General features: G+C 32.0%; 14 protein-coding genes. All 14 read left to right on the top strand.

The genetic code is table 11. From position 1 onward, the window contains the following. Positions 1-2 precede the first annotated feature (2 nt). The 14 genes from ASG22_RS12635 (at position 3) to ASG22_RS12695 (ending at position 15,577) form a co-directional block, all read left to right on the top strand. Complete coding sequence (locus ASG22_RS12635) at positions 3-2,732, top strand: hypothetical protein (RefSeq protein ID WP_055985015.1); 2,730 nt, start codon at positions 3-5, stop codon at positions 2,730-2,732. A gap of 1 nt (position 2,733) precedes the next feature. After that, the gene (locus tag ASG22_RS12640) at positions 2,734-4,089 is read left to right on the top strand and encodes an SH3 domain-containing protein (protein ID WP_055985019.1); all 1,356 of its coding nucleotides are present in this window, start codon (positions 2,734-2,736) and stop codon (positions 4,087-4,089) included. 19 nt (positions 4,090-4,108) lie between these two features. Then, positions 4,109-5,065 carry a hypothetical protein gene (locus ASG22_RS12645; RefSeq protein ID WP_055985022.1) on the top strand — a complete coding sequence of 319 codons (957 nt, stop codon included), beginning with the start codon at positions 4,109-4,111 and terminating at the stop codon, positions 5,063-5,065. Positions 5,066-5,160: 95 nt separating this feature from the next. After that, entirely contained in the window at positions 5,161-6,399 is a 1,239-nt protein-coding gene (locus tag ASG22_RS12650) for an SH3 domain-containing protein (RefSeq protein WP_157844719.1), read from the top strand. Between the two features lie 26 nt (positions 6,400-6,425). Further along, positions 6,426-8,255, top strand: a complete 1,830-nt coding sequence (locus ASG22_RS12655; protein WP_055985028.1) for a type VI secretion system baseplate subunit TssF — start codon at positions 6,426-6,428, stop codon at positions 8,253-8,255. 48 nt (positions 8,256-8,303) lie between these two features. Then, positions 8,304-8,765 carry a hypothetical protein gene (locus tag ASG22_RS12660; protein ID WP_055985032.1) on the top strand — a complete coding sequence of 154 codons (462 nt, stop codon included), beginning with the start codon at positions 8,304-8,306 and terminating at the stop codon, positions 8,763-8,765. A gap of 12 nt (positions 8,766-8,777) precedes the next feature. Next, positions 8,778-10,142, top strand: a complete 1,365-nt coding sequence (locus ASG22_RS12665; protein WP_055985035.1) for a DUF5458 family protein — start codon at positions 8,778-8,780, stop codon at positions 10,140-10,142. A 258-nt stretch (positions 10,143-10,400) separates the two neighbouring features. Beyond that, positions 10,401-10,787 carry a type VI secretion system tube protein TssD gene (gene tssD, locus ASG22_RS12670; protein WP_055985038.1) on the top strand — a complete coding sequence of 129 codons (387 nt, stop codon included), beginning with the start codon at positions 10,401-10,403 and terminating at the stop codon, positions 10,785-10,787. A gap of 164 nt (positions 10,788-10,951) precedes the next feature. After that, complete coding sequence (tssD, locus tag ASG22_RS12675) at positions 10,952-11,347, top strand: type VI secretion system tube protein TssD (protein ID WP_055985040.1); 396 nt, start codon at positions 10,952-10,954, stop codon at positions 11,345-11,347. Between the two features lie 128 nt (positions 11,348-11,475). Continuing rightward, positions 11,476-11,865, top strand: coding sequence for a type VI secretion system tube protein TssD (gene tssD, locus ASG22_RS12680; protein ID WP_055985043.1), 390 nt, complete (start codon positions 11,476-11,478; stop codon positions 11,863-11,865). 74 nt (positions 11,866-11,939) lie between these two features. Continuing rightward, positions 11,940-13,919 (top strand): type VI secretion system Vgr family protein, encoded by a 1,980-nt coding sequence (locus tag ASG22_RS12685; protein ID WP_055985046.1) that lies wholly within the window; start codon positions 11,940-11,942, stop codon positions 13,917-13,919. Position 13,920: 1 nt separating this feature from the next. Beyond that, positions 13,921-14,094: a hypothetical protein gene (locus ASG22_RS21005; RefSeq protein ID WP_157844720.1), complete on the top strand. Its 174-nt coding sequence runs from the start codon at positions 13,921-13,923 to the stop codon at positions 14,092-14,094. Further along, positions 14,078-15,016 carry a hypothetical protein gene (locus tag ASG22_RS12690; protein ID WP_055985049.1) on the top strand — a complete coding sequence of 313 codons (939 nt, stop codon included), beginning with the start codon at positions 14,078-14,080 and terminating at the stop codon, positions 15,014-15,016. Before ASG22_RS21005 ends, ASG22_RS12690 begins: the two co-directional genes overlap by 17 nt. Next, entirely contained in the window at positions 15,017-15,577 is a 561-nt protein-coding gene (locus tag ASG22_RS12695) for a hypothetical protein (RefSeq protein ID WP_055985052.1), read from the top strand. Positions 15,578-15,594: the final 17 nt, after the last annotated feature.

The following is a 15,594-nucleotide window of genomic DNA, read 5'->3' on the forward strand; positions in this document are numbered from 1 at the left end:
CAATGGGAAAAATAAATATTATTGGGAACCAAAATCCGGAAATAGGAATCCCTCACGAATACAGTATTTTTAAGGCATTTGAAATGTCTCCTATTCAGTCTCCTGTTTTTGGAACTTCTCAGGAAATGGCACATTGGGAAATTTTTGTATTGGAAAGAAACAGCTGGAGAAAAACGGAGGGCAATGCCAAAACAGGAGAACAAGTAAGCTATACTTTTAATCAGAAAAGTCTTACCCGAAAAGGGGTAAAAATAATTGTGACAAAAGGTAATGATAAAGCTGAACTTACCATCCAAACCAAACCGGCAAAAAAACCGAAGATCAATACAATTGACCTTTTGGATATTAACGGTCATAAAGTAACAGCGCCTTTAAGTTATGCGGATACTTTGATAGCAAAAGCTTATTGTACCGATATGGAAGGAGAATCTCTGCATTTTACACTTTGGGAAGACGATGCTAAAAGAGAGGGACATAATAAGATAAATGAGGTCAATAAGATAAATCCTATTCCGCAGAGAGCAACTGTGAAAAAGGGGATTGCGCAGGTTAGCTTTAATATGGCACAATACACCATAGCTTCCCGTATAGCCAATATGCAGGTTGCCAAAGGAGATAAAAATGAGGGCAAAACCCATGAATATTATGTGACAGCAGAATATTACGGAAAATTAAAAGCCAGTAACAATGTGAATCTGAAAAATCCCGATTATAATACCCATCAGAACACAGAACAGAAAAAAACGCATGTTGCGGATCAGCATGACAGTACTTCGGTAAAACCAGCTACACCTATAAAGCAACCTAATAAAAAGCCTGAACCGCCAAAACCAGCACCAAAGAAGGAAACTTACAAAATACCGGTAACACAAGGTGCTAAAACCAAAGCTCCAGATCCGCAAGGAAAGATCATAAGTGTAGAATTTGTAGATTTTATGGGAAACCCCTATAAAAGTATGAAATTCGGCACCCAAGTAAAAGCCAAGATCGTTACCCAAAATATGAAAGGCAGATCTGTAAAGCTGAAAATATGGGAAGATGATATTTCCAATCAGTTGGTTTTTGAGCATAATTATATATTGGGAGGTGACGAAAGCTATGCAACGATTGCTCTTACAGAAGAAATGCGTAAAAAAGGGGACGACTGGAAAGAAGGCCGTGAACAGGAATATTTTTTAGAAATAGAATATGCAGGACAAACCGTAGATTCTGGAGCCATAAATGTGAATGATTCTGCTCCGCAAATAAAACCAGAAGCTTCCAGAAGTGTTGCTGTGGTGAAGAAACCACCAAAAGAAAAATTTGATAAAGTTGTTGGATTGGGTGAAGAAGCTGTCATATATATAACAAGTGAAATAGCAACCGAGATAAAAGTTGATAAAAATGAGAAAATTATTTCTTATCCAGACTATGGCGGATATAATGACATGAATGAATACAAAGAGGGAGATAAAATTTATTGTAAAAAAACAACAAGAAAAAAGGCAGGAAAAGATGTAATAATTAGTGCTTTTCCATTATATAAAATGTATATCTACAGAGGTAAAAAAGTAGGTGAAGCAGTAAAAAAGTTAAAACAAGATATTGCAAATAAAACTCATGAAAATGCTGAATCTACAGTCCTAACTGTTGCAAGACATGCAGAAATCAATAATAAAGATTATGGAAAGAGCGGGCCGCTTCCTCCAAATACCATAGAATCTCTGTATCGAATAAGGTACATGCAAGCATGGAATTATGCCAAAAAAGAAAGTTTTAGGTACAGAATAATTTCAGATAATACTTCTAATATGAAACCTGTTGATAAAGTTTCGAGCGAGGTTTCTAGTGGAGCGATGGCTTTAGGAAGCAGAGGTTCTATTTCAATCGATCCATGGAGTTCCGCTGGTTTGATTGGTTGTGTTGGTATAAGAAGTGCAAATGGAGACACGCATTCAAGTTGTGAAAAAGAATATCCAAATCAAGATAAGGAAAATTATAAATTTATTTATCACGCATTAAATAATTATTTGGAAACTATTATTCCTGAACTTAAAGGAGTTTATGGAAGACGAGGATATTCCAATAATGGAAAAGTTGCAGTTACAATTTCAGACTATAAGGAAGAAACTAAAGTTTTCGTTTTAGCAGATCCATTGCCAGAACTAAGTAGTTGCAAATTAAATTTAAAAAAAGATGGAAGAGAAGAATTTTATAATGAATTTGGAGAATCTGCTATTAAAATGGTAGATAAGCAAAAGAAATCAAATAAATTTAAAGGACTTTATATAGTTTCTCAAAGGAGACAAGAAAATAGTTTGAAATTAAAGGTTCCTAACAATAATCCAATGAATATTAAAGATACTGGAGATTTAGGAAAATCCGATTTATATACAAGAGAAGTGTTTAATGGAAAGGAAGTATATATCAATGATGGATTTGGGCTTTTTTCTACTGTGGAAAAGGGATTTGAAGGTTATTTAAAATTACTTGATAGAAATTTTAATGATGCCTACAATGCAATTCTTGATGATACAAAAACTATTGATGATTTCCTTTCAGGTATGCAAGATTCTGGAAAAAAAGGCGCATATGCAACAGATCCGAATTATAAAACTTCTATAAAAGGTATATTCGGTGGAGTAGTTAATGATTATAAAGAAATTTTAAGCTATCGGCTTTGTAAAGAGAGAACGGAAGATGGAAAAAATAAAATCAAAGCAGATATAGAACTTCTAAATAAACTGAAATAATATGAAATGCATACAATATTGCTTATTAGTTTTTTTTCTGCTTTTTCTTTATGATTGTAACGGGCAACAATCAAAGAAAATAGAATGTAATAAAGATACAGCTATAAAAATAATCGGTGAATTATCTGAATCTAAGCTACAAACAAAATATATAGATTCAATTTCCCACCATAAAAGAGGACTTTCATTTATGATTGATAGTTTAAAGATAAAAAATGAAGATTTTTATGAAGTTAAAACTGGCTATAATGGCGAGTTTCATTGGGAAACATATCATATATTTTATGTGAATAAAAATAATTGTAAAAAAATATTAATAAATGAAGTGGTGTCGGGAAATATTATACCGATAGATACTTGGAGAAAACTACAAAAACAAAAAAAAATGGAAACCAAAAAAAAGGATGGTTCAGACTTTGCAGATTTGTTTAACGAGAGTAGTAATATAAAATTTACGCCATCGGATTTAAACAAAAATAATAATAATGAAGTCAAAGAATTCAAAATCAAATTGAATTCTTTTGAAGCCAAAAATCCCACATCTGAAGATTTTAATGTTGATGATCTGTCTATTTTAATCAACAATGAAACTTTTACAAATAATGAAGCATATGTAGATAGTTCATGGTTAGATTATTTTATCAATAAATATAAAATAGATTATAATTTATTATATGGTTTAATGGATTTAGCACTAAAAAAGGAAGACTATCGTGCAGTAAAAATTATTTTAAATCATGGGTACATAATATCTAAAAAAGAAATAAAAGATGCAGAGTTATCTCTCAAATATTATGAGTCTTTAAATGGAAAAATAGATACAGATGAATTTTATGATCCTTCATTTTCTCAAATATCAAAAATATATACATTTATAAAATCTAAATATTTAATAAATCATATAGAAGACCCAGACGGCTACACCAATCTGCGCAAGGAAAAAAACGCTTCATCAGAAATTTTACAGAAAATACAATCTGGAGAAACTATAGAAGTTTTGGATAATACAGGTGATTGGTTTCAAGTAAAAACCAAAAAAGGCAAAACAGGCTATGTTCACAAAAGCAGAATAAAATCTGGTAACAATAATAAAAGCTCGGCTTCATTAGAACTTTATGACCGCCCCGACTTTTCAAGCTTTTCCAAAGAAATATTAGTAAAAGAAGAAATCGAAATAGTTCACCAAAATTTAGGTTGGAATTTTATAAAAGTGAACGGAATAACAGGTTATTTGCCAACAGAAGAAAAAAAGGAAGAACTGCTGAAAGAGGATAAAAAGAAATTCAGCTTTCTTGCTGAAGAGGAAGACATAAAACCCGAAAAGAAGAAAGGTTTTTGGGATAATTTGTTTGGGTAAACTAAAATTATTATAGAAGATGATAAAATTTTTTATTTATAAGTTAATTATAATCCTTGTTCTTATTTCCTGTAATAAGAAAGAAAATATTAATGTAAATAAAGTTTCAGAGAAAACTAGTTTAAATAAAGACTGGCAAGGAGATATATTAATTTCAGATTTAACTTTCGTAAACTCTATTAATACAACCTGTAAACTAAATACACCTTTTTTTGAGCGCTCTGATAAGCAAGTAAAAGATGATAATTTAAATTGTACTGTTTCTAAAATTAAATTTGATTATGAAAAATTAAACTCTTTAAAGGATAAAACTTCTATAGGAAATATAAACCCTTCAACCGAAATTTTTATTAAAACTACTAAGCCTAAAAATACTGAAAATGCAGATATGTATAATGAAGCAACGTTATATGTTGAAGTTAACAAAAGGGTTACAGACTCAATTATTATCTATTACTCAATAAATTTTTCAGAAGCTTTGACAGTAAAGGAAAGATATTATTATATAGATAAGAATAATCTTTATTTATTAAATATAGCTGAAGATGAATCTGGAATAGTCGTAGATAATTTGGCTAAATATAAAATAGATTTAAACGGTAAGATAGTATTAGCAAATGATAAAAAATATAATACTCAAAATAATGTCAAAAAAGAAAATATAAATTTAAAAGGAGAATATTATTCAGAATTAAATGAAATGTATATTACTCTTGATTTTTCTTCTGCCGATTCTATTATCTACAAAGAAATTGGTAATATGGGAAAGGATTATAATGAGTTTTTATTAGGTGTTGAAAAACATGAAAATAACAAAACTTCTTTGATATATAAAGAAACTATAAGTGGATTTACAGGTGATGCTAATGCTAAAACTATTTTTGGAGTTGTAGAGCAAGAAAAAGGAAAAATTTTCTTTAAAAGTGCCTATTTAAAATCAAAGTATAATAAAGAAAATATTGAAATTCAAAAATGATGAATAGATTAAGATACATTAAAAATATTTTTTTTCTAATTCTAATATTTCCTTTTGTAATTAATTGTCAAAAAAGCTATCAAAAAAAGAAGCAAATGAATACTACACTTATGGAAGGAATAGATGTGAAGAAGTCAATGTTCAAGCTTGAGGATCTGGAATTAAATTTTTATAAATATAATGATGTATTTATTGAAAATATTAGTATCAATGATCTAATGGATAAAACGTATAGAGATAAATTTTTTCTTTATTTAGATAAAAGAGAAAATGAAGACGATTTTAAAGCAACTTTATTCACAACCTTATTACTTATGAGAATAGAACAATTAAAAGATGAAGATGCTTATTTTCTACTCTCAGAATCGTCCAAAATTCCAGACATATCTTTTAATGGAATCGAATTGCTTAGTAATAATTTATTAGAATTATTTCTTCAAGACCCATATTTTTTTATACAACAAGGTAATAAACTTCATGAAACAAGCCTTATTAACTATATAATGATTTTATTAAAAGAAATCATTGTAAAAGAAGAATTTTTTGAATTAAATACAGGATTTGCTAAGTTAGAAAAAGGAATGATAATTTTAGATTATAAAGTTGAAAAAGACTTTACGAATAAGGAATTGATAAAAGAAGTAAAAAAAACACCAAAATTAGAAGTGATTTTTTCGCCAAGTTTGTATAGCGATTGGGAAAATAAGACAATGTATTTTAGTGATATTCAAAGTTTTTTTAACGATATTTTAACAGAAAAGCTAACTATTGCAGAAAATTTATACTATAAATTTAATATTTTACCTGTTTTATCAGAATTTAGAATAAAAGAAATTGTTAATTCTTCTGAAGAAGAAAGAATTACTACTTATGCCGCTTTTATCCAAGATCCAGACGGTTATACTAATTTACGTAAGGCAAAAAATGTTTCTTCCGAAATCTTACAAAGGATAGAATCTGGAGAAGAAATAGAAGTCATAGATAATAGAGGAGACTGGTATTTGATAAAAACTAAAGAAGGTCAAACGGGTTATGTTCATAAAAGTAGAGTAAGAACAGGAGAAGCTTTTATTTCAAGGATTTTGAAAATCTACGACCGCCCCGACTTTTCAAGCTTTTCAAAAGAAATATTAGCAAAACAAGAAATCGAAATAGTTCACCAAAATTTGGGTTGGAATTTTATAAAAGTAAACGGAGCATCAGGTTATCTGCCGACAGAAGAAAAACAACAGGAATCGCAGAAAGATGAGAAAAAGAAATTCAGCTTTCTTGCGGATGAGGAAGACATAAAACCCGAAAAGAAGAAAGGTTTTTGGGATAACCTGTTCGGGTAAAAATATTTTAAAAAGAAAAAACACAAATGAATCAGGAAAGAATAAAAGATAGAATACTAAGAAGAGCCGCCAGACTTTGGGGATATAATGAGTTGGAGGCGGAAACCTCTTTTGACCCGATTGTAAGTCTACTGCTTTCTGCAACGGCATCGGAACTCGAAAAGTTAAGCTTTGAATTAGAAAGCTCTCGTTCACGGATTATTGAAAGAATCCTTGAAATTATGTTTCCGGAAGAAGTTTCGGGAGTAATTCCGTCGAGATCTTTAATTCAGGTTTTTCCTTTAGAGAATCGGTCTGAAATATCTTTGTACAATCAGTTTAAAACAAGCAAAAGGGTTCACAATGTATTTAATCCGGCTGAAAGTGGGAGCAAAGATGTCTTCTTTTCTCCAACCATTGCGGCGAAGCTTACCAATGCAAAAGTTGAATTTATAGCCTACGGAAATACATTAAATAAAATAGAAAGTTTCTTTTTTACGGATTTATTTGCTAAAGGAGAACAGCATATTCCATCGGGAGAAATGTGGGTTGGCATTCGTTGTCCGTCGAAAGCAGATCTAGAAAATCTAATGTTTTATATTGATATTAATAATAATTATCAGAAAGAACTATTTTTCTATTATCTGAAACAAGCTAAAATTTATTTCGGCGAAAGAGAGTTTTCATTAAAGGAAGGCTATAATGTAGATCAGGAAAATATTAATCTTGAAAACATCATCACTAAGAACTATTCAGATCTTGAGCATATTTATACGGATGTCAATCAGTATTATTTCGGTAATTTTTTCACTTTAAATGAAAAATTATCACACAGTGACAAACCTCAGCATGAAGAATTGTTTGCTCAATATTTTAAAGGAAATAAACTTGCAGAAGAAGATGATATTATCTGGTTGAAATTCAAATTTTCCGAAGCAGTAGTCAATGAAGTGCTGGAAAATGTAAATGTTACATTAAACTGTATCCCGGTTGTAAACGTCCATAACGTAAATTCCCATCACAGAGTTACCGGCCGTCTCAATATCATTCCGATAAAGTCTGACGATTATTTTTTAGATATCGATTATGTGGCGGATGACAGAGGAAGACGTTTTGATCTGAAAAATTATGCTGCCGAAAGTAACAACGGTACTTCGGTGGTTTTAAGAAAAGGGGGAGTATCCCGGTTTGATCAGAGAGGAGCTTCAGAACTTCTGCAATATCTCCTGGAACTGATAAAAGACGAAACAGCGGCTTTCTCAGGTATAGGTGGGGATTCAGCCAAGGAAACGTTAAGGCAGATCAATCAGAATATTGCGGCATTACATCAGTTGGCGAAGGAGAAAAGTTTCTCACAGGCAAATAACCCGTATTTGGTAATCACAGCAGATGCTCAGGATTCGGAAATTGCCTGTAATATTTCTTACTGGCTTACCCATGCGGAAGAAGGAAATGATATAAAACCAGCTACCGTACTCACTGTGGAAGGTTCTGATGTTTCCGCTTTGGATAAGACAGCAGTAATGATTAAGGCTTCAACGGGAGGAAGAAAAAGTTTGTCGTCACAAGACAAAATTTTAGAATACAGAAATTCATTATTGACAAGGGGCAGAATCGTGACTGTGGCAGATATCAGAGTTTTCGGACTGAATCATTTTAAAAATACCATAAAAAATATAGAAGTTTCTAAAGGAACAAAAAAAGAAGTTTCGTTAAAAGGAGGGTTCAGTAGAACGATCGACATTTCTTTGATCAGAAATCCTGAAGTAAAAGATACAATAAAAGATTCTGAGTGGGAATATTTGTGTGAAAGCTTTTTGCTTAAACTGAAAAATGCTTCGGCAAATATATATCCGTACAGAATTTTCAATAAATAAATGAATAACACATTTGAAAATTAAATTTTAACCTAAAATAAAAACACTATGTTATCAAACAATGGTATCGGTGGAAATGAAGTTCCACTAGACGCAAGCGAGGCAATTTTTGAAATCCCTCAGAACAGAACGCTTTTAGCACAGAAATTAACGGCAGATGATCCTGTAAAACCGGAATTGGTGGAAGGATTAAATACAATTGAAAAAGTTTTTGAGCATTTTAAGCCGGAAATTAAAGTAGATTTCGAAGATGCAGAAGGATTTGTAAAAATGGAAAACTTGAAATTCAAAGATCTTGGTGATTTCGGAACAAAAGGAATCACGGGGCAAAGTGGGTTTTTGAGCGGACTTGAGACAGAGAAAGATCAGTATCAAAAAATTATCAAGCAATTAAAAACCAACAAAATTTTGAAAGCTGCTCTTGAAGATCCGGATGCAAAAAAAGGATTATTAGACACGCTGAATTCGTTAATTAAAGAATTACAAAACGACACAACCAACAACAACTAAAAAACACAAATTATGGCAAAGCCTGAAGAACAATTACAAACAGTAGCTCCGGTATTGGAGCAGAAAAAGGGTGCTGCATCTTTAGAAAGCAGCCTTAATAAATTGGCAAGATACGGAGGTTTCGATCTTTTAGAAACGTCTATTGAAGGGGTTCAGAATATTAACCCTGACAGAAAAGCAAGAAGAAAAATCTTTCTTACCGAATTAGGCAAAGAAAAAGAAAGAGAAACGTTGAAAAAAACGCTTGAGCTTTGGGCGAGTGTCATCAGCAAAAGCGATGCGCTGACCGATATGGTGGCAAACTGCGAAGATCAGAGAAAATCTTCTGAAGATCTTTTGTCTAAAAACCTTTCGAAAGCGGTTGATATTACCAGAGAACTGGAAGCAAACTACAGAACTGCTGCTTTATTTTACAAAAATACGGAGTCAGATAAAGTGAAGAATATCACGGTTGTCAATGCGAACCTGGAGCAATTGAAAGATCTTGATAATACGAGATTTATCGATACAATTCATGCTGAACTTTCTGACAATTATGACAGATTAGATCTTAAAAATAACTATGGAATTCTTGTTATTCCAGGATATTTGGGATCAAATAAAGTCGTTGAAAAATGGGCAAAATTGGCTCACGAAAACAAAGTAATGCTGGTGACAGACTTTGAACATCTTGACGAACCGGATGATGTTATGGAAATGTTTGACCAGGCATATTTAACCGGCGGTGAAGTCTATAGAGCCAATGTTCTGATGACTTGTAACTGGTTGGTTGGAAGAGGAAGATTTGAAGAAATCCATGAAACGGAAGATCTGTATATTCCGCCTTCTGCAGCGTTGGCAGGAAAAATTTACAAGACATTAATGTCTCAGGTAACTGCCGGGAAAAAATTCGGAGGAATTAATGAAGTAGACGGAGTAAAATTCGATTTAAAGAAAAGTGAAATCGCCAATCTTGAAAATCTTGGACTAATCCCAATGGTGAATGAGTATGGAAAAGTAATGGCATTTTCAGGTAAAACATTGTTCAGCGGAGATAATTTAGGTCTTCAGACGTATTCTGTAGTAAGAGTTTTTGATTATGTAACTAAAGTTTTAATGGATTTCTTGAACAGAAGAGCATTTGAAAACTTCACGGCAGTGACAAGAAAGGAGATTATGAATCAAATCGTACGTTTCTTAGACAGTATTACCGGACCCGGAAAGCTTATCGAAAATTTCGAAGTGAGAAAATTTGAGCAGGATCCTGTTCAGAAAGACAGAATTCACCTTGATATTCACATGAAACCCTATTTCCCGGCAAAAAATTTCCTCATTAAAATGGATGGTCATAAAGGAGATGACGGAAATGAATGGGAAACTGAATACGAACAGAAATAAGTTTTTTACCATACATTCTAATTATAGCATGGGAGCCTATATTCCCATGCTGTATATGCAATTGTCTGAAAATTAATACTTAACATAATAAATTAATTGAAAATTTTCGCACAATTTATTTTGTGGTATTCAAAAAGTTTATACATTTGATGAAAATATATTCCCTAGTTGGTCATAATAATAAAGTATATTTCTATTACGACGGGTATATTTTCCATATTGGTATTATTACATATTTAACCTTAAAATATATTTATTATGTCATTTAAAGCAAAATTTAAAGCCGCCGGTATCGAGCGCAACATCTTAGCTGTAGATTTCGGAATGCTACAGGAAACCGACCCGACAGGAAGACCATCTTCCGTGACAAGAGGCGGGAAAATCAACATCACTGTAGAAGGTACAGGAGCTACAGACCTTTTTGAATGGATGACCAATTCTTTCGAGAGAAAAGACGGAAGTCTGGTTTTCGTAAAAAGAGACGGCGATGCCACCCTAAAAGAATTGAAATTTAAAGAAGCTTATATCGTAAAATATAAGGAAGATTTTGATTCTACAGGTGAAAGTCCGTTAACAGAAACATTCACCCTTTCGGCAAAAGAAATCGAGATGGGAAATGCTTCTCACAAAAACGAATGGGTATAATCCAAACGCATTTTAAAATCATTTATTTTCTTCAATTTAAAAAATTATATATAGGTAGGGATTTAGAAATATATTCTATGATATATTTAATAAGGCTTAAATTATTTAGGATAAATGATGAAAACAAAATTTATTATTAATTAATACATTTAAAAAAGAAAATTATGTCGTTTAAAGCAAGAGTAAAAGTTGCAGGTAAAGAATACAATGCACTTAATGTAAGCTATGGTTTGTTTCAGGAAACAGATGCAACAGGAAGACCATCGACCGTAACAAGAGGCGGTAAAATTGATATCGTGGTAGAAGGAACCGGCGCTACTGATTTATTCGAATGGATGACCAATTCTTTCGAAAGAAAAGACGGAAGTATCGTATTCTTAAAAAGAGACAGCGATGCAACGCTTAAAGAATTGAAATTCACGGAAGGTTATCTGGTAAAGCATAAAGAAAACTTTGATTCTACAGGTGAAAATCCATTAACAGAAACATTTACTATTTCTGCAAGAAAAATTGAAATGGGTACAGGCGCTTACGAAAACGAGTGGCCAGGTTCTTTATAGATTATTATGAGTGGGCAATACAACATTGCCCATTTTTTTGCTTTTTAATTTAACTAAACAAAATGATATGATGAAAACTAAAAAAATTTCATCTGTCATTTATCATTAATCATATATAATTACAACGTATGTCCTTTTTATCAAAATTAGAATTAGACGGAAACACATATAATATTTTAGAGTGTAGATATAGCTTTACGCAAGCAACAGACGGTACGGGAAAACCACAAGGAATGCCGCAAGGTGGAGAAATTTTCATCCGTATAGAAAGTACAGGAAATCCTGAACTGTTAGGATGGATGCTAGATCATAACCAAACTAAGAATGGGAAAATTACATTTTTCAGAAGAGATGCGATGAGTAAACTTCAGGAGCTTACATTTGAAAAAGCTTATTGCATAAAATTTACGGAACATTTTAACTCCGTTGATGCTGAGCCATTGCAAATTGAACTGAATTTAATTGCTAAGAGATTTGATGTAAATGGTGCTGGGCACGAAAAATCATGGAAAGATTAGAACACAAGAAATTTTAAAAATCATCTTGTTATGATTATTAAAATTTTCTATATTTATAAAAATAACACACAAATATGGAAGAAAATAACGTCTTTTCAGGTGGTCGCCTGAACCACCCTGACGATCTTAAAAAACACTTTTCCGGGAAGACGTACCGCCAGTTCTCGGAAGAAAAACACAGTCCCCAGGTTTACAGTTTTATTTATATTGACGGGAAAGAATTTAAAGGTTCGTACCGCCAGTTCTCGGAAGAAAAACACAGTCCCCAGGTTTACAGTTTTATTTATATTGACGGGAAAGAATTTAAAGGTTCMTGTCAGATTGAAATTATTCAGCATACAGGAAATCACGATACTTTTACCATTACCACTCCGGATGATAACTTTGATAGTTTTTCGGGCTATGTCATGGAAAATTCCAAGAATCTTTCTGGGAAAAATATCAGTATTCTATTTAAAAGATACGGGGAAGACCGACAAACTTTCAGAGGGATTATCGGCAAGGTTGAAAACAGTAAAAATGAAGGCGGTGGATATGGAAAACTCATCATTACAGGATTTTCGCCCAGCATTTTACTGGAAAGCGGAAAAGATTGTCAGAGTTTTGAGAATAAAACGTTGGAGCAGATCATCAAACAAATCACTTCCGAATATCCTAATGAAGCCCATATCGTAACGGAAATCCTCAATACCAAACATAATTTACCTTACACCGTTCAATATAAAGAAACGGATTACGAATTTATCAAAAGACTCGCAATTCTGCACGGCGAATATTTTTATTATAATGGTGAAAGTCTTGTCTTTGGAAACAAAGTTCAGCCGATTATTACCTTGGAGGAAGGTTCGGATTTAATTGATGTACAGTTTGAATTAAAGGTCAAACCACAGGATTTCAGCTACATTTCTTACGACAGCGTTTCCGGAAATATCATTTCGAAAGATTCTTCGCAGGTTCAGAAACAGTACAAAGAAAATCCTTTTCAGGCGGTTCAGATTAATTCTTCTAATAAAATATTCAGGAAAAAACCGCAGATGTATTTCAACCATACCGATACGGAAAGTGGATTGAATGAAGCGGTGCGAAAAGAAAAAGAAAAGCGTGAAAATCTTGTTTCAGCCAAAGGAAAAAGCAAAGATCCTGCCTTGAAAATTGGTGGACGAGCAAAGCTGATCGACATCAATGATAAAGCAATGGAAACCTACCGTATCATTGAGATTAAACACTATTACGACGGCAACACGTATTATAATGAATTTGTCGGAATTCCGGATTTATTTACCGCACCTTATCAGGATAATGATGCGGTTCCTTTTGGCGAAATCCAATCAGCAAGGGTTTTAGACAATAATGATCCTGATGGAATGGGTAGAGTTCGGGTTCAGTTTCCGTGGCAGCTGGCAAAGAACGAGAAAACGCCTTGGCTTCGATTGATTCAGCCTCATTCGGGAAGCGGAAAAGGTTTTCATTTTATTCCTGAAATCAGTGAAGAAGTGTTGGTTGGTTTTGAATCCAACAATGCCGAAAAGCCTTTTGTGATGGGAACGCATTATAATGGAAAGGAAACGAGTGGATACGGAACATCCGACAACAGCATTAAAGCAATTCATACAAGATCGGGAACAAAGATTATTTTAAATGATGCGGAAGGTTCCGTTTTTATTGAAGATCCGAGCGGGAATACGTATCTGATGGATGGACAGGGGAATATTAATGTGAATGCGCCGAAGAATATGACGTTTACGGCTGGGGAGGATATAAATATTACGGCTGGAAAAAATATGAATACCAATATTGGTAATAATCAAACAACTTCAGTCTCAAATAATATTTTCGTGACTGCTGGAAATGACATCATGGAATCTGCTATAGGTGATAGGATTGAAACATCAAATAATAGAACCGAATTTATACAAGAAACTGTTTTAAGAAATTCTAAAAACTCAGAAACATTTGCGGGAGAAATTAACATTCATTCAACTCAGGAAAATATGGTTATGCAAAGTGCAAAAACTATTGAATGGAATAGTGGCGAAAAATCAAACCTATTTTAATATGGCAATTATTAAAAATTCAAAAAATCTGATTATCAAAACAGAAAATAAAGAATCTGTCATAGTTGGTAAAAAGATAAAAGAAATTACTGAAAACAAATGGGTTGAGGCTACTGATGGAAAATTGATATTAAATTCTTTAAAAAAAATAATCTCTAATGGAAGGAATAAATAATAGTTTAGGGGATTATAAACCAGGCAAACCAAGTTTAAGTCATGTTATGACGTATACAGAAAATATTGTTGTAATTGGAGCTGAAGTACACGATAAATCACCTGTTAATAAATTAATGTTTATGGCGCAAGCAATAAGAAGAGTGAGGAAATCAAGTGTACAAACGGTAATCTATTTCAAACAAGGATATTCTAATACTATGGTTGTTGAATTTGAAAAATCTCTTAAAACTTATAATAAGAATATAAAAATAATTAGCATAAGTATTATTTCTGAATTATTCAATTATCTGAATTTCGGATATATAAAAACAGGAATTGACTGTAGAGTAAAACCGGATCATTATGGAAATATCTACAAAGTTAAAAACATATATTTTTATTCTCATGGACTTCCCGGAAGGATAACTTTTTTATTAGATTGGGATGCATATAAATTGCAAAATAAAATTGTATCAAATATAACAGCTGAAGCAAATGAATTGAATTTAAAAAACTATACATTAATTCGCCAAAATATTTTTAAAGATGCTAATATTTATAGCTATTCATGCAGAACAGGAATTAATGAAGAGGATTCAACCGATTTGGAATTAATGTGGGGAGATGGAAGCAGTCTGGCTCAAAGACTATCAAATCATCTAAAAATAGATGTTTATGCATTTGCGAAACGCTCAAATTATGGAGACACTTGGGGGAATTTTCAAGACAGATTACTTATTAAGATGGCTAACTTTGATGAGAAAATATTTCCTAAAGAAAAAATTAAATATGATGATGATTTTCGGGAGTACAAAAGTAAAGAAATGTTTCTTGATGATAAAAAATATCCATGGCAACCTCAGGGAGCCTATAGAGACGTTAAAGCTGGAGATACACCAAAAGGACCGCCACAAAAACTGTTAAAATATACACCTAAATAAATGAAAAATTTTCTGATTCAAATATTGTTGGGATGCTTATTTTCAACAATTTATCTATCTACATTATATTATTATGGTTTTTTAGAAGATTATTGTTTTGATTTGGATGATTGTAGAATTATTTTAATTTATTCTCTAATTAAATTATTAATTCTGTTTGCAATATTTAATATAATTTGGTTATCTAAAATAGAAAATTTTAAAATAAGTTTAATCCTATTAAGTAATATCTTTTTGTTTAGCTTTTTCTTTTTTGGCAATGATTCTTTTATAAACACTCCTTTGATTTTAAGCGTTGTACTTTTTAATATTTTTGTAGTGAATTTCTATACGAAGGAAATTAAATATTTAATGATAGAAAACTTTCTCATTTTTATCTTATTAAATATGATGTATTTATCTTGTGAAGAGTTTTTCTTAGGGAGTCCTTTTTCAATGCAAGAGATAGAATCATCAGGTAATCTTTTTGGAAAGTTTATTGTTTATTCAGGAAGTATGATGTTTTTACTAACTACAATTGTTGCCTACTTAAGAGTTAAAAAAACTCCTAAAATATCTTAATACTTTAATTTAGTACT

This window comes from Chryseobacterium sp. Leaf405 (assembly GCF_001425355.1).
GTDB lineage: Bacteria > Bacteroidota > Bacteroidia > Flavobacteriales > Weeksellaceae > Chryseobacterium.

What these genes read in the sequence shown, in the direction of transcription:
- ASG22_RS12635 (WP_055985015.1), top strand. Translation starts at nt 3, where the DNA reads ATGGGAAAAATAAATATTATTGGGAACCAAAATCCGGAAATAGGAATC.
- ASG22_RS12640 (WP_055985019.1), top strand. Translation starts at nt 2,734, where the DNA reads ATGAAATGCATACAATATTGCTTATTAGTTTTTTTTCTGCTTTTTCTT.
- ASG22_RS12645 (WP_055985022.1), top strand. Translation starts at nt 4,109, where the DNA reads ATGATAAAATTTTTTATTTATAAGTTAATTATAATCCTTGTTCTTATT.
- ASG22_RS12650 (WP_157844719.1), top strand. Translation starts at nt 5,161, where the DNA reads ATGAATACTACACTTATGGAAGGAATAGATGTGAAGAAGTCAATGTTC.
- ASG22_RS12655 (WP_055985028.1), top strand. Translation starts at nt 6,426, where the DNA reads ATGAATCAGGAAAGAATAAAAGATAGAATACTAAGAAGAGCCGCCAGA.
- ASG22_RS12660 (WP_055985032.1), top strand. Translation starts at nt 8,304, where the DNA reads ATGTTATCAAACAATGGTATCGGTGGAAATGAAGTTCCACTAGACGCA.
- ASG22_RS12665 (WP_055985035.1), top strand. Translation starts at nt 8,778, where the DNA reads ATGGCAAAGCCTGAAGAACAATTACAAACAGTAGCTCCGGTATTGGAG.
- tssD (WP_055985038.1), top strand. Translation starts at nt 10,401, where the DNA reads ATGTCATTTAAAGCAAAATTTAAAGCCGCCGGTATCGAGCGCAACATC.
- tssD (WP_055985040.1), top strand. Translation starts at nt 10,952, where the DNA reads ATGTCGTTTAAAGCAAGAGTAAAAGTTGCAGGTAAAGAATACAATGCA.
- tssD (WP_055985043.1), top strand. Translation starts at nt 11,476, where the DNA reads ATGTCCTTTTTATCAAAATTAGAATTAGACGGAAACACATATAATATT.
- ASG22_RS21005 (WP_157844720.1), top strand. Translation starts at nt 13,921, where the DNA reads ATGGCAATTATTAAAAATTCAAAAAATCTGATTATCAAAACAGAAAAT.
- ASG22_RS12690 (WP_055985049.1), top strand. Translation starts at nt 14,078, where the DNA reads ATGGAAGGAATAAATAATAGTTTAGGGGATTATAAACCAGGCAAACCA.
- ASG22_RS12695 (WP_055985052.1), top strand. Translation starts at nt 15,017, where the DNA reads ATGAAAAATTTTCTGATTCAAATATTGTTGGGATGCTTATTTTCAACA.